The sequence below is a fragment of the Rhizobium sp. CECT 9324 genome, assembly GCF_918741265.1.
GTDB lineage: Bacteria > Pseudomonadota > Alphaproteobacteria > Rhizobiales > Rhizobiaceae > Allorhizobium.
Window position 1 is genome coordinate 2163554 of the sequence record NZ_CAKKMZ010000001.1, and the last position, 22695, is coordinate 2186248.

Sequence of the window (22695 nt, forward strand, 5' to 3'; positions counted from 1 at the left end):
GAAAAATCGCACAAATTTCCTGTCGGGGAGGACGTCGTTAAAACGTCATTCCACCGTGCCGAAAACGCGTGACAATGTTTGGTGAAACCCGGCCTCGTTATGCCCGGTTCGTCGCCGCCGCAACGGGGCCATTAACATCGAGAGCACTGATTCCGTCAAGGGGTGGGCTGTGAACGAAATATTAACGCTAGATATTGTGTCGGCGGGTGTGGATAACGGGGGAAATATCGAAGTCACGGGAATAACACGGCTTTCTGGACGGGAGGAATCGGCGCGATCCCATGGCCTGCCGTGTCAAGGCGCTCACGCTATATTTTTTAAGTGTCATTTTGGGGCTGTGGACGATGGCTGCCGCCAGCGCGCGCCCGGGCCGGCAATGTCCCGGATTCGCCCCAGATGTTGTGATCCGGCAACGTTCGAGATCACGCGGCGGTATGTGCGTTGCAACAAGATTCCCACAGTTTTCTGGCAATCAACCAAATTGAAAGATCTCAATCATACAAATTGCGGCATGTGAGTGTGGAATGACGTCCATGCGTTGGCCTTTGTGTGGCCGCTCTCCAGGATGGAGGGTTTGGAACGGAGTCGTCTCACTATGAATATTAGCAATCTTTCCATTCTGAAAAAGGTGACGCTGGTCGTGGTGCTCATGGGCGTCGCGGCAGCCGCAATTGCCGCGGTCGGTGCCCAGGGTCTCGGCTCGCTCGGCGCGTCGCTGAAAGACACCGGCGCCCGCGAGGAAGTGGCCCGCGAAGCCATGGACCTGCGCGTCGATATTATCGCCATCAGCCGCATGACCTACCAGCTGGCCTTCGCGCCGGAAAAGGCCGCCGACTTCCAGGCCGATACTGAAAAGCGATCCGCCGAGATGCTCGCCCGCCTGCCGAAGATCGCCTCCACGGCCGATGCCAACGAAACCAAGCTGCTCGACGGCATCCGCACCACGCTCGATAGCTACTTCAACCAGATCCGTTCGATGGTGAGTGTAGCCGGAACCGAAGCCGGCAAGGATCCGGCCGTGATGAAGGCTGAGCTTGCCAAGACGCTGGACGCCCAGAAGGTCGTCACTGCCGCGGTCAAGGAATACTCGACCTATTCGGCCGCCACGCTCGCCACATCGCGCTCCGACGCGCTTGCCGCCTCGACCCAGACCATGCTGGTGCTGATGGCGACCGCTGCCATCTGCATCGTCGCCGGCGTTGCCGTCTCGTTCCTGCTCGCCCGTCGCGGCATCGTCAACCCGATCCGCAGCCTGACCGGCATCATGTCCGACATGGCCGCCGGCAAGCTCGGCGACAGCATTCCCGGTACCGACCGCCAGGACGAAATCGGCGAAATGGCCCGTGCGCTGGAAGTCTTCCGCGCCAACGAACAGCAGATGCGCGCCATGGAAGCCCAGGAAGCAGCCCTTCATGCCCAGAGCAAGGACCTGCAGTCCTCGATCAGCGGCATTGTTGCCGCCGCCGCCGCCGGGGACTTCTCCAAGCGTATAGCCAAGTCCTATGACGATGCCGACCTGAAGCGTTTTGCCGACAGCGTCAACGAACTGGTCGAAAGCGTCGATCTCGGCGTCACCGAAGTCCGCCGTGTCATCGCAGCGCTTTCGGAAGCCGACCTGACCCACGACATGCAGGGCAATTTCCAGGGTGCGTTTGCCGAACTGCAGACCAACGTCAATCAGACGATGGCAACGCTGCGCGGCACCATGCAGAATATCCGCCAGGCCGCCGGCACGATCACCGACAATTCCGGTGAACTGTCGTCCGCCGCCAACCAGCTTGCCCGCCGCACCGAGCAGCAGGCAGCCTCGCTGGAGGAAACCGCGGCAGCCCTCGAGGAAATCACCACCACGGTCAAGACCTCGACCGAGCGTGCCCATGAAGCGACCCAGATGGTGCGCGAAACCAAGGACAGCGCCGGCAAGTCGGGCGATATCGTCCGCAACGCCATCGACGCCATGGGCCGCATCGAGCAGTCTTCGCAGAAGATCAGCCAGATCATCTCGGTGATCGACGAAATCGCCTTCCAGACCAACCTGCTGGCGCTCAACGCCGGCGTCGAGGCAGCGCGTGCCGGTGAAGCCGGTCGTGGTTTCGCCGTCGTCGCCCAGGAAGTGCGCGAACTGGCCCAGCGTTCTGCCAATGCCGCCAAGGAGATCAAGACTCTGATCAATACCTCGGCTGTGGAAGTGAAGGGCGGCGTGTCGCTCGTTCTTTCCACCGGCGAGGCGCTGAAGGAGATCGAATCGCTGGTGAACCGCGTCAACGACCACGTTGCCTCGATTGCCCGCGCAGCCCAGGAACAGTCGCTGGCCCTCGGCGAGATCAACACCTCGGTCAATCACATGGACCAGATGACCCAGCAGAATGCGGCCATGGTCGAAGAAACCACGGCAGCCAGCCAGGTGCTGGCCGGCGAAGCCCGCCAGCTGCAGGCGCAGCTGCAGCGCTTCCAGCTGGACGGTGGTGCATCGGCTGGCGCGCAGTATCGCAGCGCTGCCTGATCCCGCAGGGTTCGACAGAAAGAGCAAAGGCGCCGCAGCGATGCGGCGCCTTTTGCGTTTGTGTGTCGGAACGGGCAAGGATGCCGCACCTTGTGCTAGCATCTTGCCATACCGGCAGTTACGGGCTGCGCACTGTGGCAGGGCACTTAGATCGAAGAGGCGCGGGATCATGCATCTATTGTTGTTGGGCGCGACCGGACTTGTCGGCAGCCATGTGCTGGAACTGGCGCTTGCCGATCCGCGCATCTCGGCCGTGACGGCGCCGACGCGCCGACCGCTGCCGGAACACGCGCGGCTGTCCGCGCCCATCGTCGATTTCGACACCCTGCCGCAGGATCTGCAATTCTGGAAGGCCGATGCGGTGATCTGCGCATTGGGCACCACCCTCAAGGTGGCCGGTTCGCGCGAGCGCTTTCATCGCATCGACCACGACTATCCGGTCGAGATCGCCAGATTGGCGAGGGCGGCAGGCGCCGGGACCTTTGTGCTCAACTCCGCCAAGGCGCCGATCTGACGTCGCCATTCTTCTACAGCAGGGTGAAGGGCGAAACGGAAAGGGATGTCGTGGCGCTCGGTTATGACCGCATGGTCCTCGTCCGCCCCGGCCTGATCGACGGACCGCGCACAGAGCCGCGTCCGGCGGAGCAGATGTTCGGAACGCTGCTGCAGCTGCTGAAACCGGTCCTGCCGCGGTCGCTGCAGGCAAACCGGCCGGAGACGATCGCGCGGGTCATGCTGGAGCAGGCGCTTTCGACGGTGCTTGGCGTGACGGTGGTGACGTCTGACGCACTGGTGTGATGGGGTGAACCTGAAGCATCAAGCTGGCGATCTGCCTGCCACAGACCTTGCCCACGTCATGAAGCGCAGCCACTATTAATCTTGAAGGTGCACAGCTGGCATCAGCCGCTTGCCTACGCTGACAGAAATGCATCGTCTGGCCGGAAAAGACGCGACCGCATCTCTCTATGCGACAAAGGCATTTGAGATGACGCGGCTACCCCCCGGAACTGCCAGTCTCAGGGCTTGCGTCATGCACGCAGATTGCCATCATGGGCGAGGCACTGGAGGCCGGGATGGGTACTGAATGCAAGCTTGCCGACAGGACGAAGCGTCACGCGGCCAAGCGCAGGGATGAGGAGAACATGGGTAGACTGGATGGAAAATATGCGGTCGTCACCGGCGGCACGCAGGGGCTGGGCGCGGAAGTTGCGCGGCTGTTTGCCGAACGTGGCGCGAAAGGCCTGACGATCTGCGGCCGCAATGCCGACAAGGGCAGGGCCAAGGCGGCCGAGATTACCGAGCGCTACGACGTGCCGGTCGTCTTCGTCGAGGCCGATCTTGGCAAGGTCGAGGATTGCCGCAAGGTCATTGCGGCGGCGCATGCGCGTTTCGGCACGATCGATGCGCTGGTCAATGTCGCGGCGATCACCGATCGTGGCACGATCCTCGACACCGACCAGGACCTGTTCGACCGGATGTTCGCGATCAACACGCGGGCGCCGTTCTTCCTGATGCAGGACACCATCAAGGTGATGCGCGAACATGGCACCGAGGGCACGATCGTCAACATCTCGTCGATGTCGGCGATGGGTGGCCAGCCCTTCATCGCTGCCTATTGCGCCTCCAAAGGCGCGCTCGACACGCTGACCCGCAACACGGCATTCGCGCTGTTGAAGAACCGCATCCGCGTCAACGGGCTCAATATCGGCTGGATGTCGAGCGATGGCGAGGACCGCATCCAGCGCGAGTTTCATGGTGCATCCGAAGATTGGCTGGACAAGGCGGCTGCGGCGCAGCCGTTTGGCCGTCTGGTCGATCCGGCCGAGGTGGCCCGCGCCGTCGCCTATCTGTCATCGGCGGAATCCGGCCTGATGACCGGCTCGACGATCAATTTCGACCAGTCGATCTGGGGCGCATATGAGGACAGCCCGCATCCGAGGCATGCGCTTTAGCCAACCCTCCACAAACGACAAAGCCCGCGGCGACGCGGGCTTTGCAGCATGTAGGTGCCTAGGCCGTCAGCCCTTCGAACCCTTGGCGATCGGCTCCTGATAGGTGAAGCCCATGTCCCAGGGGAAATAGATCCAGGTGTCCTGGGAGACTTCGGTGACGAAGGTGTCGATCGTCGGCACGCCCTTCGGCTTGGCATAGACGCAGGCGAAATGCGCCTTCGGCATCATGGCGCGCACTTCAAGCGCCGTCTTGCCGGTATCGGTCAGGTCGTCGACGACGAGTACGCCGGAGCCGCCATCGGTCATCAGTTCGGCCGTGATGCCTTTCAAAAGGTTCATTTCGCCCTGGTTGACGTAGTCATGATAGGAAGCGATGCAGACCGTTTCGATCAGGCGGATGTTCAGTTCGCGTGAGATGATCGCCGCTGGCACCAGGCCGCCGCGGGTGATGCAGACGATGGCGCGGAACTCCTGGCCGAGACCGGCAAGGCGCCAGGCAAGCGCACGCGCGTCGCGGTGGAACTGGTCCCAGGAAACGGGAAAGGCTTTATCGGGAAGAGACATGTCGCAAGGCTCCGCAGACGAGATTTTCGGGCGCCGACAGAGGCGGCGTTCAAAACCGGAGCCGGGGCGGGCATTCGTGTTGTCGGGCCTGCCGCAAAACACGTTTCGCGCGGTTAGGGAATCCGAAAGGAAAGCGCCATCTATAGGATAGCCGCAGACACTTCTTGAACCCCGCGATACCGCGCGAATGCCGCCCTGATCGGGCACTGGTCTTTGGCCGCTGCTATTAGCCGGAATCCCTGCCGCATGGCAAGGCCCGGCCATTTTGCCGCCGGAGACAGCTAGAGCATTTCCGGCGAAAACGGAGTCGCCTTCAATGCTCTATCTCTTTGTTTTTACGCAATTCCGGACGCAAAACCGGTTCCCACTTTTGCTGGAATTGCTCTAGCGCGACAGCAGCGTCAGCGCGGTCATCGAATCGAGCACCGTGCGGGTGACGCCGCCAAACAGCACTTCCCACCAGCGCTTGTTGCCGTAGGCGCCCATGACCAGGAGGTCGATGGAACTGTCCGACAGCCGGTTTTCAATCGCCATAGCCGGCGACAATCCGCTTTGCTCGGACGTTGCCACGGTGACCTTGACGCCGTGGCGGGCGAGGGTGGCGGCAATCTCGGCACCGGCGACGGCGGCCGTCTGGATGCTGTTTTCCGGCGGATCGACGCTGAACACCTCGACCTCGTCGGCAGCCTTCAGAAAGGGCAGGGCATCGAAGGTTGCGCGCGCCGCTTCCCGCGAGCCGTTCCAGGCGACCATCACCCGCTTGATCGGCTTGGGCGTTTTCAGGATGTGGGGAATGAGAAGCACCGGCCGACCGCTTTCAAACAGGAAGCTTTCGAGCTCGGCGCGGCTTTCCGACAGGAGCCCGTGTTCGCCCTGCGGCGCGACAACGAGGTCGGTCGAGCGCGCGCTGTCGATCAGGGCGGCGGAGTTGAGGCCGGCCGACGTGACGAAGCTGCGCCATTCATGCGACAGGCCTTCGCGCACGGCAATCGCGCGAAACAGCGCCTCGACGCTCTCGGTTTCCTGATGCGCCATGTCCTGCAGCGCCTGGATGGTGGCGGGATCCGGAATTTCCATCGGCGCCACCAGCGGCACCATGGCAATCGCCTCGGCATGCGCGCCGATCACATGCGACTGAAACTGGTTGGCGAGCGCCACCGCAAAATCGGTGACCTGCTTCGTCGTGTTCGGCGTGTCCAATATGGCAAGAAGTGTACGATAACCCATGGTCGTCTCCTCACGCGGTCCTTATGCAATGTCCGCATGAGAAAACGATGCGCGTCAAGATCAAGTTCCGCTTTGACTTCGGTCAAGCCGCGAAAAATAGAACACTGATTCTTGAACGCGGATCACGAGTAGGCGCCGTCGTCAGGCGACTTCGCCGGTGCCGAGATCGCGCTTCGCCAGGGCGTCCTTTTCTGCGGCAATCTGCACGACCATGGCCGCGACATCGGCCGCTGCCGCATCCAGAACGGCCTCGTCGCGGGCGCGCACCAGAAGCTCGGTCGAAAAGCGCTTGCCGTCGAATTGCGGATAGGAGCCGATCGAGGTCAGCGGGTGGGCTTTCTGGATCTGCCCGAGCAAGGTGCCGATATCGCCCTCGCCGAACGGGCAGACGATGGCGCGGGTCAGCACCTTGGTGCCGGTCGGCAGGGTTTCGATCACATGCGCGATCATCGCCTGGAAGACCTGCGGCACGCCGGCCATGACATGCACATTGCCGATGATGAAGCCGGGGGCGGTCGACACCGGATTGGGGATATGGCGGGCACCCTGCGGCATGCGGGCCATGCGCTGGCGCGATTCGGTGAAATCCATGTTGCGCGCCGCATACATGGTGCCGAGCAGCATCATCGCGTCGGGATCGTGCACGCAAGGCACGCCGAAGGCCTTCGACACGCTGTCTGCGGTGATGTCGTCATGGGTCGGGCCGATACCGCCGGAGGTGAAGATGTAATCGTAGCGCTGGCGCAGCGCATTGAGCGCCTCGACGATGGCGTCCTCCTCGTCGGCGACGATCCGCACTTCCTTAAGGTCGATGCCGGCTACCGTCAGAAGATCGGCGAGATGGCCTATATTCTTGTCCTTGGTCCGGCCGGACAAAAGTTCGTCGCCGATGGCGAGCATGCCGGCGGTCTTGATCGTGGGGCTCATGGAGATCCTGTCAGTCTGGTGGGGCGAGACCCCGGGACACACCCGGGGCCGAACGTGCTGTTGTGGGCAGCAGATCGGCAAATCTAGCGCTTTGTGAACGTTCTGAGAAGCGTAAGTGCATTTTGAGTGAACACTGCGTTCCTGTCGGCATGGCTGGTCAGCGTGGTGGATTGCGTTACATCAGGACCATCGAAACACGATGCGCCGCGCCGCCGGTGCAGCGACAGTCAACACCATTCTGCCAACAGTCCAACAGGAGATACGTCATGGCTAAGGTTCTGGTTCTCTACTATTCGTCCTACGGTCACATTGAAACCATGGCTTATGCCGTTGCCGAAGGCGCCAAGTCGGCCGGTGCCGACGTCACCGTCAAGCGCGTTCCGGAACTGGTTCCGGAAGAGGTCGCCAAGTCCTCGCATTTCAAGATGGACCAGAAGGCCGAGATTGCCACGGTGGACGAACTGGCCAATTACGATGCGATCATCGTTGGCGCCGGCACCCGTTTTGGCACGGTCGCCTCGCAGATGCGCAATTTCTGGGACCAGACCGGCGGCCTGTGGTTCTCCGGCAAGCTTGTCGGCAAGCTCGGCTCGACCTTCACCTCGTCGGCCACCCAGCATGGCGGCCAGGAAACCACCATCCTCGGCTTCATCCCGACCTTCCTGCACCACGGCATGGTCGTCGCCGGCCTGCCTTATGCCTTCCAGGGCCAGATGGGTGTTGAAGCGGTCAAGGGTGGTTCGCCCTACGGCGCCTCGACGATCACCGATGGCGATGGTTCGCGCCAGCCTTCCGAGATCGAACTGGAAGCCGCCAAGTTCCAGGGCGCACATGTCGCCAAGCTCGCCGCCAAGCTGGCCTGATCGGCGAAACTCCGACGAATGCAAGGGCGGGGTCATTCCCGCCCTTTTTTGTGCTGCCCTTTTTCTCGGGCCGGCACCGGATCGTTAAAATCCGACATATTGGCTTCATCAAGGATTGAACCAAATCTGCGATAGGTAAGGCGCACAACAGGAAGATGAGGTGCCTTTGCCATGGAACAGGAACGACGAGAAGAGCCCCGCACACGCGCGCTCAAGTCCGGCCGCGTCATCCTCGCCGGCGGATATTCGACCTTTGACTGCATGGTTCGCAATCTCTCGCGCGCCGGCGCCAAGGTTCAGTTCGAATCGACGGCCGACATTCCCGCGGATTTCCGCCTTCGCTTCGAAGACGGCACCCCCCATGACTGCCATGTTCGTTGGCGCACTGCGCGCGAACTGGGCGTGGAATTCACCGATCGCAAGGTGAACTGACAAAGACTGACCACAGTGTACCGCGACGTGACCAACGACCCTTGACGAAAAACGTCAAGTGGATGAAACAGGCACGGATGCGGGCGTGGCGAAACTGGTAGACGCAAGGGACTTAAAATCCCTCGGCCTCGGCTGTGCGGGTTCGACCCCCGCCGCCCGCACCAGGTGATCGCAACGCATATTCATCCCGTGCGGATCTATCTCACCCTGACAAATTTCTGCTCCATCACCTCGCGGCCCCATTGCCGGCCGGGCGTTTCTTCCGTGAGGGAAAACCCGTGCGCCTCGTAGAGGGCGCGGGCTGCATCGAGGCCGCGGAAGGTCCAGAGATGGGTCTCGGCGAAATCCCGGGCATCGACGAAGGCAAGGGCGGCACTCAGCAGACGTCGTCCCAGCCCGCTGCCGCGCTGGCCGTCGTCGACGATGAACCAGCGCAGATGGGCGATGCGGCGGGCATCGCCTGCGGTGTCGCCAGAGGTATTGCCGGGGGCATGGCTGGCGGCGGCCTGTCTGTTCAGGTCCTCGCCGTCGATCGCGATCGTGCCGACGATCTTTTCGGCCGCGATGGCAGTCCAGATTTCATTGTCCGGATGATCGATGCGGCCGCAGAATTCCGACAGGCCCGTGGCGACGATGGCTTCGAATTCCCGGCCGAAGTCAACGGTGCGGGCATAGTAGCGCGCATGCATGTCGCTGCAACGGCCGATCAGCCCCGGTCGGTAGCCGGTGGCGATGTCTGCCAGCTGCAGGGGCAAGGGCGACGTGGGCGAAAGGGATGAGCGCAGATCCTCCGCCTCCTGCGACAGGGCGTCGGCATAGAGCTGCAGCCCTTGCACAACAGTCTCGCCCTGTGGCCGCGTCAGCCGGGCGAGGGCGGTTTCGACCTGCCGGCGGGCAAAGGCATCGATCTGCGCCAGTTTGGCCGCACCGGACGGTGTCAGCGAAATCTGCTTGGCGCGCGCATCCTCGATGTCCGGCTGTTCCTGCAACAGTCCGGCCTCGACCAGCTTGCGCAACATCCGGCTGACGCTGGATTTTTCAAGCTTGAGCAGGCAGCGCAGGTCCTTCGCCGTGAGGCGGCGTGCCTGGCGCTGTGCTGCGCCAATCTCGATCAGGGCGTGAACGGCCGATGCCGGCAGGCCGCTTTCGGCCAGGTCGTCGCCAAGAAAGCCGAGCCGGCGCACAAGGGCACGCGCGGCGGAACGCACGGTTTCCACGGTCGTGGGGGTAGTGATCGTCATGCGTGGCGTCCAAAATGGTTGACTGATGCAACCATATTGCCAGGGACCCCGTCGAACTTCAAGCCCGTTCGATGCCGGTTGCGGCAGGATTGTGCGCTCGGCCAGGCACGGGCCGGATCTTGACGGCACCTTGCCGGCATCCGTGAAATGATCAAAAAACAATCAGTCCAAAAATTGACGAAAGTTTGAGCAATCTTTGCTTGCGCTGCAGCACAAACTTGTTTTTGATGGGCAGAACACCAAAAACGGGGAGCATGGGTTGATGATCAAGAGACGCACTTTCGCAGCGACGGTTCTGTCCGCTGCCCTGTCCACTGTCAGGTCCACTGCCATGTCGGTCGGCGTATCGGCCGCAATGGGCCTTGCCGCCGGACTGGTCCTGCCGGTGACGGCCGCCCATGCCGAAACGGCAGTCAAGTTCACCCTCGACTGGAAGTTCGAGGGTCCTGCCGCCGGCTTCCTGCTGGCGCTCGACAAGGGGTATTTCAAGGCCGAAGGCCTCGATGTGACCATCGATAGCGGCAATGGCTCGGTGGAGGCCATCCCGCGGGTCGCGACCGGTGCCTATCAGATGGGCTTCGGCGACATCAATTCGCTGATCAAGTTCCTCGACGAGGATCCGGCCCAGAAGATCAAGGCCGTGATGATGGTCTATGAGCGCCCGACTTTTGCGGTCGTTGGCCGCAAGGCGCTCGGCGTCACCGAAGACCCGAAATCGCTGGAAGGCAAGAAGCTCGGCGCCCCGCCGCCGGATGGTGCCTTTGCCCAGTGGAAGGCCTTCAAGGAAGTCGCCAAGATCGACGACAGCAAGATCACCATCGAGAGCATCGGCTTTCCGGTGCGTGAGCCTATGCTCGCCAAGGGCGACGTCGATGCCGTCTTCGGTTTCGCCTTCTCGGTCATCCTGAACCTCAAGGCGCAGGGCGTGCCGGCGGACGATATCGCCACCATCCTGATGGCCGAACATGGCCTCAACCTCTATGGCAACAGCGTTCTGGTGAACACCGATTTCGCCGCCGAGAACCCGGACGCGGTCAAGGGCTTCCTGAAGGCCCTGGCCAAGGGTTTTGCCGATGCGGTCGCCAATCCGGAAGAGGGCGTGGCTGCCGTCCTGAAACGCAACGAGACGCTCAATCCGGAGATCGAGAAGGAACGTCTTGAAATGGCCAATGCCATGAACATAAAGACGCCCTACGTCATCGAGAACGGCTTCGGCGGCGTCGATCCGGCAAGGCTTGCCGCCTCGATCGAGACGCTGAAAGTGTCGATGGGCCTGAAGGGCGCGGTCAAGGCCGAACAGGTGTTCGACGCCGCGTTCCTGCCGGCCAAGGAAGAGCGCATGCTGCCGTAACCGAGGTCTGCCCCTCACCCTAACCCTCTCCCCGTAAAACGGGGCGAGGGGACGTGCCCCGCTCAAGGCCGGAGGGAGGCGGAGAGGCCGCCACGAGTCTCCTTCTCCCCGCAAGCGGGGAGAAGGTGCCCGGCAGGGCGGATGAGGGGCAGTCGCCCCGGCAACCCGCCCCCCAAGCACACGTGACCCACAGAGAGAAGCCTCCATGTCCCACCTCGTTTCCATCGACAATGTCGACATGCGTTATGGCGGCGCGGATGGCACATTGGCCGTCTCCGGCCTGACGATGCGCGTCGCCAAGGGCGAGTTCGCCGCGGTGGTCGGGCCAAGCGGCTGCGGCAAGTCGACACTGATGAAGCTGGTGACCGGCCTGCATATCCCGCAGGCCGGTGTCGTGATCGTCGGCGGCCAGCAGGTGACGAAACCGGTCTCGATCGTCGGCATGGCCTTTCAGAATCCGACCATGCTGCCCTGGCGCACGACGCTGGAAAACATCCTCCTGCCGCTGGAGATCGTCGAGCGCCATCGCCACCGGCTGCGGGCAAATAAGAAGGAATATGTCGAGAAGGCGGAAAACCTGCTCGAGATCGTCGGGTTGAAGGGTGTCGGCTCGAAATTCCCCTGGCAGCTTTCGGGCGGCATGCAGCAGCGCGCCAATCTCTGCCGGGCGCTGATCCACGAGCCGGAACTTCTGATGCTCGACGAGCCCTTCGGCGCGCTCGATGCCTTTACCCGCGAGGAGCTCTGGTGCGTGATCCGTGACCTGCATGCGGCGCAAGGGGTGACGATCGTGCTCGTCACACATGACCTGCGCGAGGCGGTGTTTCTCGCCGACAGGATCTTCGTGATGAGTGCGAGGCCCGGCCGGGTCGTCAAGGAACATACCGTGCCCTTCGCGCGGCCGCGCGACATCGACCTGATGTATGACGGCGCGTTCAACGACATGGTGCATGTGCTGCATGGCGAGATCGCAAAGGCGAGGGTGGTGGCATGAGCGTGACATCAGAGACTGTGCCGAGCCGGCCGGTGGTCAAGCCGCTCTCGCAGCGGATCAACTGGGTGCGGGCGGCACCCTTCCTCTACACGCTTGGGCTTTTCGTCATCTGGGAGCTCGCGGTCATCGTCTTTGCCCTGCCGCAGACGCTGCTACCGGCGCCAACGCGGGTGTTCGAGGCGATCGTGCAATACTGGTCGCCGATCTGGAAGAACTCGCTGCAGACGCTCTACACCACGACGCTCGGCTTCCTGATCGCGGTTGTGGCGGGTCTGGGTCTTGGCCTGTTCATCGGCTGGTCGAAGACGATCTATGCCGGGCTTTATCCCTTGATGATCGGCTTCAACGCCATCCCAAAGGTGGCGCTGGTACCGATCCTGGTGATCTGGTTCGGCATCGGCACGGTGCCGGCGGTGCTGACCGCCTTCCTGATTTCCTTCTTCCCGATTGTCGTCAACGTAGCGACAGGGCTTGCCACGATCGAGCCGGAGACCGAGGACGTGCTGCGCGCGCTGGGCGCCAGGAAGATCGACATCATGCTGAAGGTCGGCATTCCGCGTTCGATGCCCTATTTCTTCGGCTCGCTGAAGATTGCCGTGACGCTGGCCTTTGTCGGTTCGGTTGTCTCGGAAACCGTCGCCTCGAATTACGGGCTCGGCAACATGATGAGTTCCGCCCAGAGCCAGTTCAACGTGCCGCTGGTTTTTTCCGGCCTGATGATGCTCGCGATCGAGGGCATCGCCATGTATGCGCTGATGGCCTGGATCGAGCGCCGCATGACCGGCTGGGCGCATCGCTCGACCATGGCCAACTGAGGGCTGGCGCACGGGATCTGCGCGGCTGCCCGGCCGCGCGGAAGGTTTGCGGCGCTATTTCTTGTCGCTGACGGTGAAGTGCTGCTCGAACGGCGTCGAACGCTCGGCGATGATGTCGTTGACGGTGTAGCGCAGGATATAGGCGCCGGGCACCGCCCCCGCGACATCGAGCGTCAGGTGGGTGTAGATCTCCTGCGCCTCGACATGGCCGGTGAAGGTGAAGCTGCCGAAATCCTTCTTCAATGCCAGCGTCTTGCCCTTGTCGTCGCTCAGTTCCAGATCGACGCTGAAATTCGATTGCTTGCGGCCATCCTCCAGCGTGCGCCATTGCAGCCCGACCACCTCGAGATAGGTGATCAGCGCTTCGCCGCTGTCAAAGATCGGTTCCTTTTTCGGTGTGTAGGCGCCGTAACCGGTCGGCTTTTCACTGACGAACAGCGCGCGGGGTACGGTAAGCGGCAGGCTCGCCGAAAACTTTGCCATGCTTTGATGCAGGCCGATAAAGGCGCCGCGCGCGTCGCCCGCTGCCGCCTTGCGCTCGGCCTCGCTGGCGCCGTCGAGCAGCGGGCCGGCCTCGACTGTCGCCGCCAGCATCAGGGCGATCATCTGCGCGGCCGTCACTTGGGACAGACGGGCGAGTTTCGAGACGGTCATGTGATTCTCCTGCATCCGGCGCATCGGTCGAGTTTGGAAAGATCCAGGCTCAGCCGTCAAGTTTGCGGTAAGATCGATGGCGGTTTTCCGCCACCGGACCGGTCAATGTACCGGCAAGTTGGCCGACACCAAGGCAGCGATCAGGACCGCCAGAAGATCGGCACGAGGAGCACCAGCATGGTCAGGACCTCGAGGCGGCCCAGCAGCATGGCCAGCGACAGGACGTAGAGTTCCGGGTCGTTCATCATGGCGAAATTGCCGACCGGGCCGATCAACGGCCCGATGCCGGGTCCGACATTCGACAGCGCCGTGATCACCGACGATGTCGCCGTAGCGAAGTCATAGCCGAGCAGCGCCATGGCCATGCTGCCGATCACCCAGATGAATATGTAGGCGGAAAAGAACAGGAAGATCGCGCGCTGGGTTTCCGAATCGACGGTCTGGTTGCCGTAGCGCACCGAATAGATGGCATTCGGATAGATCAGCTTTTTCAGGCCCGTGACGATCAGGTTGAATAGGATGACGAACCGGTAGGCCTTGATGCCGCCGGCGGTCGAGCCGGAGCAGCCGCCCATGAAGGTGGCGAAGAAGGCGGCGGTGACGGCAAAAGGCCCCCACAGCGTATAGTCCTCGCTGGCATAACCCGTGGTCGATAGGATCGAGGAGAAGTTGAAGAAGGAATGGGTCAGGGAGATGGGCAGCGGAATGCCGTTTCGCAGATGGTTGTAGATCCCGCCGGCCAGCGCGAATGCAACAAGATAGCCAAGGAAGATAAAGATCTGCGGATCACGCAACGCATCGAGCCGTCCACGGATGACGAAGACGATCAGGATCGAAAACGGCAGGCTGCAGACCGTCATGAAGAAGGTCGAGATCCACAGAATGGCATGGTTGTCGAAATAGGCGAACGACACGTCATGGGTCGAGAATCCGGCCGTCGCCACGGTCGTGAAGGCATGATTGATCGCATCGAAATGGCTCATGCCGGCGAAGTCATAGGCGATGGTGCAGGCGAGCGTGATGCCGACATAGACCGCCATGAAGGCGCGGGTGAAGGTGGCGAGCCGGGCGAAAGGCTTGTCACCGGTATCCGACGATTCCATCTTGAAAAAAGACATGCCGCCGACGCGCAGGAACGGCAGGACGAAGAGACCGAGGGCGACGATGCCGATACCGCCGAGCCAGGCAAGCAGCGAGCGCCACATCAGGATGCCCGGCGCAATGTTGTCGAGACCGCTGATCGCGGTCGATCCCGTCGTGGTGATGCCGGAAATCGATTCGAACAGCGCCTGCGCGAATGTCAGGTCGAGATCGGCGAAATAGAGCGGGATGGCACCGACCACGGAAAACACGGCCCAGAGCACATTGACCAGCAGGAAGCCCATGCGCTTGGAAAACGCAGGCGGCGGTCCGCGCGTCGCCATGGCCGCCGTCAGCGAGATGCCGCCGACCATGGCCGCCGATACGGTGAATACCGACCAGTTGTCGTCGCGATAGTAGAGATCGACCATCGCCGGGACCAGCATTGCGGTCGAGAGATAGAGACCACAGAGAGCGGCGATGTAGACCAGCGTGCGCAGGAGATTGGTATTCAAGGAATTTCTTCCGTTTGGTTGCGCTGCAAAGAAGCTTTGTCAGTGCCTGATGTCTATGCCATAGCGGGAGGCAGATCAAAATTCAACGGATGGACGCCGTGACGCCACAGGAAGTCGAGACCGCGCTGGAAGCCATGCGTGGCCTTTTCCCCGAAACACCCCTGCAGCTCAACGATCACCTGAGCGCACGTTACGGGGCCAATATCTATCTCAAGCGCGAAGACCTGACCCCGGTCCGCTCCTACAAGATTCGCGGCGCGTTCAATTTTCTGCGCAAGATCGTCGGCGAAAGTCCGGCGAGCACGACCTTTGTCTGCGCCTCTGCCGGCAATCACGCCCAGGGTTTTGCCTTTGTCTGCCGCCATTTCGGCGTGCAGGGCGTCGTCTTCATGCCGGTGACGACACCGCAGCAGAAGATCGACAAGACCCGCACCTTCGGCGGCGAATTCATCACCATCCGCCTGTTCGGCGATATTTTCGACCAGTGCTATGCGGCGGCCCGCGAGCATGTCGAGGCGATCGGCGGCTATATGGTGCCGCCCTTCGACCATGACGACATCATCGAGGGCCAGGCGACCGTGGCGGCCGAGATGGTCCAGCAATTGCCCGAAGGCGTGACGCCGGATCTGGTTGTCATGCCGGTCGGCGGTGGTGGTCTTTCCTCCGGCATGACCGGCTATCTGGCGGATCGCGTGGCCGTGGACAACATGGTCTTTTGCGAACCAGCCGGCGCGCCCAGCCTGCGCCGCAGCCTCGAAGCCGGTGCCGTGGTGACGCTGCCCAAGGTCGACAATTTTGTCGATGGTGCAGCCGTCGCGCGCATTGGTGATCACAATTTTGCGGCACTCAGGCATTTTCGCCCCGAACAGGTGGTGATCGTGCCGGAAAATGCCATCTGCGTGACCATGACCGAGATGCTCAATGTCGAAGGCGTGGTGCTCGAACCGGCCGGTGCCCTGTCGATCGCGGCGCTTGATCTGCTGCCGCCGGAACGCATTGCCGGCAAGACCATTGTCGCCGTCGTCTCGGGTGGCAATTTCGATTTCGATCGCCTGCCGGACGTCAAGGAACGGGCGATGCGCCATGCAGGACTGAAGAAATATTTCATCCTGCGCCTGCCGCAGCGTCCGGGCGCCTTGCGCGATTTCCTCAACCTACTCGGCCCGGAAGACGATATCGCCCGCTTCGAATATCTGAAGAAATCGGCCCGCAATTTCGGCTCGATCCTGATCGGCATCGAAACCGGCAGACGCGAAAATTTCGCCGACCTCTTTGCCCGTTTCGATCAGGCCGGTCTCGGTTTCGAGGATATCACCGAAAACGAGATCCTGGCGAACCTGATCATCTGATGCCCGGCAAGGCTGTCAGCCAGGCGAGGATATGGTCGGCGACCGGCTGGCTGGTCTGCGGCGAATAGACGTCGCCGGCGATCACGTGGTTGTTTGCATCACCGGTCGGCCCCGGATCGTAGGTCGCATGTGGTCCGCCCCAGCGGGCGGCAACGGCGGCCGTGGCATCGGGACTGACCACCTTGTCCTGCGGCGAATAGACGAACAACGCCGGCACCTTGATCGCGTTGACGTCGGTATGCTGCGCCAATCTCACGGCCTGCGCCATCGGAATCAGCGCCTCGACCGGATAGTCGGTCGTCCAGTTGAAGGCATTCTGTTCGTTGACCGGCTCGAATCCGCGCCGCGCGCCGATCAGCATATGGGCAAGCGGCCTGGCGAAGGGACCGGTGAGCAGAAAGCTGCCGAAGATCCGCAGGCCGTAGTTGGGCGAGATGAACACCGTGGCCGCGATATCCCGGCCAAGGGCAGGGCGGGCCAGCGCCCAGGTCACCAGCGAACTGCCGGTCGAGGTCGAGATCACCACGACCTTGTCGCCCAGCACGCGACCGATCGCCAGAGCCTCGGCCATATCGGCGGTCCAATCACTCAGTGTCGCCTGTCCCAGGCCATCAGGGTCGTCGAGCCCGTGGCCGGCAAGGCGCGCGTAGAAGAGATTGGCACCGAGCGCCCTGGCGACGAGATCGGGCAGGGGGCGAAGTTCGCCGGACGAGGCGGAAAAGCCGTGGATATAGATCACCGACAGGGCGGTCTTCGCTTTGACCGCCGGATCGGCCCAGATTACCTGTTTGCCGAGACCCTTGCGCAGACGGGGAAAACGCGATTCGGCCGCGGTCAGATAGGCTTCGACCTCATCAATGCCTTGATCATTGAGGCCTTGGCCGGCGGCAAAAGCCGCCTCGCGTTCGAGATCGAGCCGTGGCGGCAGCCGGTAGACGATGAAAAGCATGGCGACGATGACCAGTATGCCAGCCAGAAAACCCATGAACAGTCTCATCGATAGTGTCCTCCGCACCAGCCTCTCCCATGCCGGGACGGAAGTCTAGCGGGGTTAGACCCGGATGGGCATGTGATCGCTTCGTATCATCGCCCAGGCCTTGCGCAATTCGCCACATCGGCTTTCTCATCGGCGCGAGCTGTGCTATCGAGCGGACATGACATCGATTATCGCACGCATCCTTTCGATCTTCACCGGCGGTTCCACGCAAGGCGCCGCTCAGGCCCCCGTTGCCGAGCCGCAGGTCTATAAGGACTGCCTCATCCATGCCGAGCCGATCCGCGAAGGTGGCCAGTATCGACTGGCCGGCCGCATCGTGAAGGAGGTTTCCGGCCGCATGCTGGAGCGTACATTCATTCGTGCCGACGTTTTCAGCTCCCTGGATGATGCGCTCGAATGCACCTTCCGCAAGGCGCACCAGATCGTGGATCAGAACGGCGCGGCGCTGTTTTCCGATGGCGAAGAAAAGCGCAGCGCCTGAGGAAAAAATCCTTCCTTTGGTGAAAAAAGGCTTACCCTCCTCACGCATTCTTAAATCCTCTGACATCAAATGGACCTGGCTCAATTTTCCGGGTTCGCTAAGTGTTTCCCCATTTTTTGATTAATAAGTCAGGTCTTTTTGCCCTTTGCATCGCAGCAGTGCTTGCCGCTGTTGCCGCGACGCCGTCGCTTGCCAGCGAAGCCGATCCGGCCACGGTCTACAACCCGGCGGATCTGTCCTGGTTGATGGCGGCGTCCGGCATGGTCATGATGATGCAGGTCGGCTTCCTGCTGCTCGAAGCCGGCATGGTCCGCTCGAAAAATTCGATCAACGTCGCTCAGAAGAATCTGCTTGATTTCGTTTTCGGCGTGGTGGCCTTTGCCGCCATCGGCTTCATGCTCGCCTTCGGCGACAGCGGCTGGCTGCCGATCGGGATCGATGGCGACCTGTTTTTCCTGCAGAAAACCGATAGCTGGGTTGCCGGCTTTTTCGTCTTCCAGGTGATGTTCTGCGGCACGGCCGCGACGATCGTCTCGGGCGCCGTTGCCGAACGCATGAAACTCGTTGCCTATGTCTTCGGTTCGATCGTCCTGTCGGCGCTGATCTATCCGGTTTTTGTCCACTGGACTTGGGGCACGGCGCTGGGGCCGAATTCCGGTGCCTTTCTCGCCAATCTCGGTTTCGTCGATTTCGCCGGCTCCACAGTGGTCCATGCCACCGGCGGCTGGATCTCGCTCGCCGCCTGCATGGTGCTCGGGCCGCGGCTTGGTCGGTTTGACGCCAATGGCCGGCCGGTCCGCATCGCAGGTCACAATCCTGTTCTGTCGACAAGCGGCGCGCTGATTCTGTTCTTCGGCTGGATCGGCTTCAATGGCGGCTCGACGCTGAAGGCGTCGCTCGACGTGGCGCCGATCATCATGAACACGGTTCTCGCCGGCGGCATGGGTACCTGCGTCGGTTACCTCCTGGGCTTCAAGCAGGACGGCGTGGTCCTGCCGGAAAAATCGCTATGCGGCATGCTGGGTGCGCTGGTGGCAGTGACGGCGGGCTGTCATATTCTGGAGCCGGGCGGTGCGTTGCTGGTGGGCGCGCTGGGCGCAGCCGTTGCTGTCTACGGCAACCAATTCGTCGAAGAGTATCTGAAGGTTGATGACGCTGTCGGGGCGATTGGCGTGCATGCTTTTGCCGGCGTTGCCGGCACCTTGGCGCTGGCGCTTCTGGCGCCGGTCGAGCATCTGCCAGCCGGCAGCCGGTTCGGCCAGCTCTATGTGCAGGTCTTCGGTTCGGCGCTGAATTTCTACTGGTCCTTCGGTCTGGGCTATGCGTTCTTTTATGCGCTCGACCGGATGATCCATATCCGTGTATCGGCTCCCGTCGAGGAGCTCGGGCTCAATATTGCCGAACATGGAACACGCCTTGGCGTCGGCCATGTCGAGGATGCCCTGTCCGAACTCGTCAGAGGCACCTCCGATCTCAGCCATCGGCTGACGGTCGATCCGGGCGACGAGGCCGAAAAGCTGACGCGCCTGTTCAACAGCCTGATGGACAATATCCAGCAGGAAGAACACAGCCGCAACGCGTTGCAGTCGATGATCCGCGACCAGGAGGAATCCGACCGGGTGGCGGCGCTCGCCAATGCCACGTTCGAGGCCATTGTCATGCATGAGAATGGCCTGATCATCGATGGCAACGAACAGCTCGAGCATCTGATCGGTCTGCCTCTGGACCAGATGATTGGCCGTTCGATCGGCGACCTGGTCGATGAAGAGGGACGAAGGCGCCTGACGGAGGACCCTGATCCGGACCATGATGTGCTGCGGGAATTCACCGTCGTGCGTGAGGACGGCCAGGAGATCCCGATCGAGGCGCGCGGCCGCAATATCGAATATCGCGGACGCAAGATCCGCATCAGCTGCCTTGTCGATCTGCGCGAGCGCAAGGCCGTCGAACAGCGCATCCGGCATCTGGGCCAGCATGATCCGCTGACGGGACTTGCCAACCGCACGCTGTTTACCGAGACGCTTGCCCGACATGTCGAGCGCGCCACCAGTCATTGGGGTTGCGCCGTGGTCCTTGTCGACCTCGATCACTTCAAGGATGTCAACGATCTGCATGGTCATCCAGCCGGCGACGAAGTGATCCGCGAGGCGGCGCGCCGTTTGAGCCAAGCGCTCGGTCCGCGCGATCTGGCGGCACGCCTGGGCGGTGACGAGTTTGCCATCATTCTCGCCAATACCCATTTCAAGACGCAGGTCGAGGACTTCGGCCGGCGTCTGGTCGCAGCTTTCCGCCAGCCCTTCGACACAGGACAGGGCCAGTTGATCAAATGCAGCGTCAGCGTCGGTGGTGCCTTGTGCCCCGAGCATGCGGCCACGCTGGAGGAACTGATCGGTCGCGCCGACGTGGCACTGTATCATGCGAAGAAATCCGGCCGCAGCACGTTCAGGATTTTCCGGGACGGCATGGACGAACTGATCGAGAAGCGCCGCGCCCTGGAAGCCGATATCGAACGCGGACTGGCCAATGGCGAATTCGAGCTTTATCTCCAGCCACGGGTCAAGGCCGCCACGGCCCAGATTTCGGGTTATGAGGCGCTGGTGCGCTGGAACCATCCGGAACGTGGCATGGTCCAGCCGAACGACTTCATCCCCGTGGCGGAGGTCTCGGGCAAGATCGTCGCACTCGGAGCCTGGGTTCTGGCCGAGGCCTGCCGCCTGCTGGCAGCGCTGCCGGCGGACCTGCATGTCAGCGTCAACGTCTCGCCGGTCCAGTTCCGCCATCCCGATTTCCTCGCCGAACTGAGCCACAGCGTGGCGCGCCACGGCGTCAGCCCGCAGATGCTCGAGCTCGAAATCACCGAAAGCGTGCTGATCGATGACGACGACCGGGCGCTGTCGATCCTCAGCCACCTGAAACATCTCGGCTTCCGGATCGCACTCGATGATTTCGGAACTGGATATTCCTCCCTCAGCTACCTGAGCCGTTATCCCTTCGACGTGATCAAGATCGACCGCAGCTTCGTCACCGCACTTGGCACGGAAGAGACGGCCAATGCCATCGTTCGCTCGGTAATCGACCTCGGGAGCGGTCTGGGTATGAGTGTGGTGGCGGAAGGTGTCGAGACACTGGACCAGGCGCTCTATCTGGCGGCCGCCGGATGCGAGGAACTGCAGGGCTATCTGCTCGGTCGCCCGGTCCCGGTGGCTGAAGCACCAAAAATAGTGTCGCCTGACATTGCGGCTGAACTGCAAAAGGTTGCAAGCTTCGCTATGCGTACCGGCACGGGCACGGAGCGGAGATTCGCGAACGGATCTCAGACCTCTAAGCTGATCCGGCCGTTGTCCCTTGGGGCGTGACGACGACATCGTGGCATCCGACGGATCAGCGATGCGGGAAATGACATGGGAAGCCGACTTGGCTTTCAAAGCGTGACGCAGGGCATGGCCATGGAAATGTGGAATCTGGTTCTTTTTGTTGCCGAGGCGGTGTTGTATTTCGCCCTGATGACGGCACTGCTGCACCTGCGCACCCAGATCGGGCTCGGTGTCTTCCTGACCGCACTTGGCGTCATGCATTTCGTCGAAACCTACCTGGCCGCGGTCTTCTACGTCTCCCTGCCGTTCGGCATCGTTTCGCCCGGCTCCTCGATCTTCTTTGCCGGCAAGCTGATGATGATCCTGATGCTTTACATCAAGGAGGATGCATCGACGGTTCGCCAGCCGATCTATGGTCTCTTCCTCGGCAATCTCGTGACCCTGGCAATCGCCCAGTTGCTGCTGCTGCATTACAGCATCGAGCCGACGGCAAACCAGAGAGCCGATTTCAGTTTCCTGCAGAACATGGGTGCCCTGATGGTCTGGGGCACGACGCTGCTCTATCTCGATTCGATCGGCATCATCCTGCTGTACGAGCGGCTTGGCCGTTGGCTGCCGCGGCGCACCGTGTTGCGGTTTGCCATCTGCGGCACGGTGATCCTGGCCTTTGACCAGGTTGGCTTTTTTGTCTTGCTGAACCTTTTGTATGACGCGCCGGCCGATGTGTTCTGGGGCGGTCTGAAGGCGAAGATGGTCGCCGTGTTGATCTATTCGGCATTGTTCGCACTCTATCAGGTCTATTTCAGCCAGGGCCGCTTGGCGGGCCGCCAGCGCAAGGTTCGCGATGTTTTCCACGACCTGACCTTTCGCGAGCGTTATGAGGATCTGCTGGCGCGCACCGGACGCGATGGTCTGACCGGCCTTTTGGATCGCAGCCGCATGGAGATCGAGGCGCCGCGGCTGCTCGCCCTGGCGCTGAGCCAGAACAAGCCGGCGAGCATCGTGATCATCGACATCGACCACTTCAAGCAGATCAACGACCGATTCGGTCACCTGGTTGGCGACGATCTGCTGAAACAAATTGCCGAAGCCATGACCAAGGCCGTTCGGCCGCAGGACTTCGTTTTCCGCTATGGCGGTGAGGAATTCGTTCTCGTCCTGCCGGACCTTGGGCACGAGGAAGCGATGCGGATCGCAGACCGGTTGCGCAAGCGTGTTGCCGACGTGATCCGCAATCCGGATAGCGAGACGATCACGATCAGCATGGGTGTGGCAACCGCGCCGGCCGACGGCACAAGCCTGCATGCCGTCCTGTCCGTGGCCGATGTCAGGCTCTATCGCGCAAAGAGCGACGGCCGCAATCGCGTCATCGGCCATCAAGAGGCATAAAAAATCCGGCGAACCTGTCGCCGGATCTTCATTTCGAACGCAACTGC

Annotated in this window: 20 protein-coding genes and 1 tRNA gene; 14 read left to right on the top strand and 7 right to left on the bottom strand. The window is 61.8% G+C overall.

The annotated features are described in order from the left end of the window. Window positions 1-595 precede the first annotated feature (595 nt). The 4 genes from LQ231_RS10730 to LQ231_RS10745 all read left to right on the top strand — a co-directional run bounded on the left by LQ231_RS10730 (window position 596) and on the right by LQ231_RS10745 (window position 4455). Complete coding sequence (locus LQ231_RS10730) at window positions 596-2503, top strand: methyl-accepting chemotaxis protein (RefSeq protein WP_113143939.1); 1908 nt, start codon at window positions 596-598, stop codon at window positions 2501-2503. 169 nt (window positions 2504-2672) lie between these two features. Beyond that, window positions 2673-3017 carry an NAD-dependent epimerase/dehydratase family protein gene (locus LQ231_RS10735; RefSeq protein WP_230171309.1) on the top strand — a complete coding sequence of 115 codons (345 nt, stop codon included), beginning with the start codon at window positions 2673-2675 and terminating at the stop codon, window positions 3015-3017. 50 nt (window positions 3018-3067) lie between these two features. Further along, window positions 3068-3301: a hypothetical protein gene (locus tag LQ231_RS10740; protein WP_230171310.1), complete on the top strand. Its 234-nt coding sequence runs from the start codon at window positions 3068-3070 to the stop codon at window positions 3299-3301. Window positions 3302-3645: 344 nt separating this feature from the next. Continuing rightward, the gene (locus LQ231_RS10745; protein ID WP_230173313.1) at window positions 3646-4455 is read left to right on the top strand and encodes an SDR family oxidoreductase; all 810 of its coding nucleotides are present in this window, start codon (window positions 3646-3648) and stop codon (window positions 4453-4455) included. Between the two features lie 66 nt (window positions 4456-4521). Here the strand turns inward: LQ231_RS10745 and gpt are convergent, their stop codons facing one another. From gpt to LQ231_RS10760, 3 genes are all read right to left on the bottom strand, one after another. Then, the gene (gpt, locus tag LQ231_RS10750) at window positions 4522-5019 is read right to left on the bottom strand and encodes a xanthine phosphoribosyltransferase (protein ID WP_113143936.1); all 498 of its coding nucleotides are present in this window, start codon (window positions 5017-5019) and stop codon (window positions 4522-4524) included. A 384-nt stretch (window positions 5020-5403) separates the two neighbouring features. Next, window positions 5404-6246, bottom strand: coding sequence for a universal stress protein (locus LQ231_RS10755; RefSeq protein ID WP_230171311.1), 843 nt, complete (start codon window positions 6244-6246; stop codon window positions 5404-5406). Window positions 6247-6387: 141 nt separating this feature from the next. Then, complete coding sequence (locus LQ231_RS10760; RefSeq protein ID WP_230171312.1) at window positions 6388-7173, bottom strand: competence/damage-inducible protein A; 786 nt, start codon at window positions 7171-7173, stop codon at window positions 6388-6390. A gap of 266 nt (window positions 7174-7439) precedes the next feature. Here LQ231_RS10760 and wrbA point away from each other — a divergent pair, with 266 nt between their 5' ends. The 3 genes from wrbA to LQ231_RS10775 all read left to right on the top strand — a co-directional run bounded on the left by wrbA (window position 7440) and on the right by LQ231_RS10775 (window position 8632). After that, window positions 7440-8036 carry an NAD(P)H:quinone oxidoreductase type IV gene (gene wrbA / locus LQ231_RS10765; RefSeq protein ID WP_230171313.1) on the top strand — a complete coding sequence of 199 codons (597 nt, stop codon included), beginning with the start codon at window positions 7440-7442 and terminating at the stop codon, window positions 8034-8036. A 171-nt stretch (window positions 8037-8207) separates the two neighbouring features. Next, a complete protein-coding gene (locus tag LQ231_RS10770; protein WP_230171314.1) occupies window positions 8208-8468 on the top strand; it encodes a PilZ domain-containing protein in 261 nt (86 codons plus the stop codon). A 79-nt stretch (window positions 8469-8547) separates the two neighbouring features. Then, window positions 8548-8632 (top strand) — tRNA-Leu (locus LQ231_RS10775). 33 nt (window positions 8633-8665) lie between these two features. Here the strand turns inward: LQ231_RS10775 and LQ231_RS10780 are convergent. Beyond that, entirely contained in the window at window positions 8666-9709 is a 1044-nt protein-coding gene (locus LQ231_RS10780) for a bifunctional helix-turn-helix transcriptional regulator/GNAT family N-acetyltransferase (RefSeq protein WP_230171315.1), read from the bottom strand. Window positions 9710-10040: 331 nt separating this feature from the next. Between LQ231_RS10780 and LQ231_RS10785 the strand changes: the two genes are divergently transcribed. The 3 genes from LQ231_RS10785 (at window position 10041) to LQ231_RS10795 (ending at window position 12869) form a co-directional block, all read left to right on the top strand. Next, the gene (locus LQ231_RS10785; protein ID WP_230173315.1) at window positions 10041-11060 is read left to right on the top strand and encodes an ABC transporter substrate-binding protein; all 1020 of its coding nucleotides are present in this window, start codon (window positions 10041-10043) and stop codon (window positions 11058-11060) included. 205 nt (window positions 11061-11265) lie between these two features. After that, entirely contained in the window at window positions 11266-12054 is a 789-nt protein-coding gene (locus tag LQ231_RS10790; protein ID WP_230171316.1) for an ABC transporter ATP-binding protein, read from the top strand. Beyond that, window positions 12051-12869 (top strand): ABC transporter permease, encoded by an 819-nt coding sequence (locus tag LQ231_RS10795; protein ID WP_230171317.1) that lies wholly within the window; start codon window positions 12051-12053, stop codon window positions 12867-12869. The genes LQ231_RS10790 and LQ231_RS10795 overlap by 4 nt, the downstream gene beginning before the upstream one ends. 54 nt (window positions 12870-12923) lie before the next feature. Here LQ231_RS10795 and LQ231_RS10800 read toward each other — a convergent pair whose 3' ends face one another. Then, window positions 12924-13523: a hypothetical protein gene (locus LQ231_RS10800; protein ID WP_230171318.1), complete on the bottom strand. Its 600-nt coding sequence runs from the start codon at window positions 13521-13523 to the stop codon at window positions 12924-12926. Window positions 13524-13663: 140 nt separating this feature from the next. Further along, window positions 13664-15118 (bottom strand): TrkH family potassium uptake protein, encoded by a 1455-nt coding sequence (locus LQ231_RS10805; RefSeq protein WP_230171319.1) that lies wholly within the window; start codon window positions 15116-15118, stop codon window positions 13664-13666. Window positions 15119-15216: 98 nt separating this feature from the next. On the opposite strand from LQ231_RS10805, the gene ilvA reads away from it, so the two are divergent. Then, window positions 15217-16467, top strand: a complete 1251-nt coding sequence (gene ilvA / locus LQ231_RS10810) for a threonine ammonia-lyase (RefSeq protein ID WP_230171320.1) — start codon at window positions 15217-15219, stop codon at window positions 16465-16467. Here ilvA and LQ231_RS10815 read toward each other — a convergent pair. After that, window positions 16460-17464: an alpha/beta hydrolase gene (locus LQ231_RS10815; RefSeq protein WP_230171321.1), complete on the bottom strand. Its 1005-nt coding sequence runs from the start codon at window positions 17462-17464 to the stop codon at window positions 16460-16462. The genes ilvA and LQ231_RS10815 overlap by 8 nt on opposite strands. Window positions 17465-17621: 157 nt before the next feature. On the opposite strand from LQ231_RS10815, the gene LQ231_RS10820 reads away from it, so the two are divergent. The 3 genes from LQ231_RS10820 to LQ231_RS10830 all read left to right on the top strand — a co-directional run bounded on the left by LQ231_RS10820 (window position 17622) and on the right by LQ231_RS10830 (window position 22648). Continuing rightward, complete coding sequence (locus LQ231_RS10820; RefSeq protein ID WP_113141111.1) at window positions 17622-17945, top strand: HlyU family transcriptional regulator; 324 nt, start codon at window positions 17622-17624, stop codon at window positions 17943-17945. Window positions 17946-18103: 158 nt separating this feature from the next. Next, window positions 18104-21301 carry an ammonium transporter gene (gene amt, locus LQ231_RS10825; RefSeq protein WP_230171322.1) on the top strand — a complete coding sequence of 1066 codons (3198 nt, stop codon included), beginning with the start codon at window positions 18104-18106 and terminating at the stop codon, window positions 21299-21301. A gap of 90 nt (window positions 21302-21391) precedes the next feature. Next, complete coding sequence (locus LQ231_RS10830; protein ID WP_230173316.1) at window positions 21392-22648, top strand: GGDEF domain-containing protein; 1257 nt, start codon at window positions 21392-21394, stop codon at window positions 22646-22648. The last annotated feature ends 47 nt before the right edge of the window (window positions 22649-22695 follow it).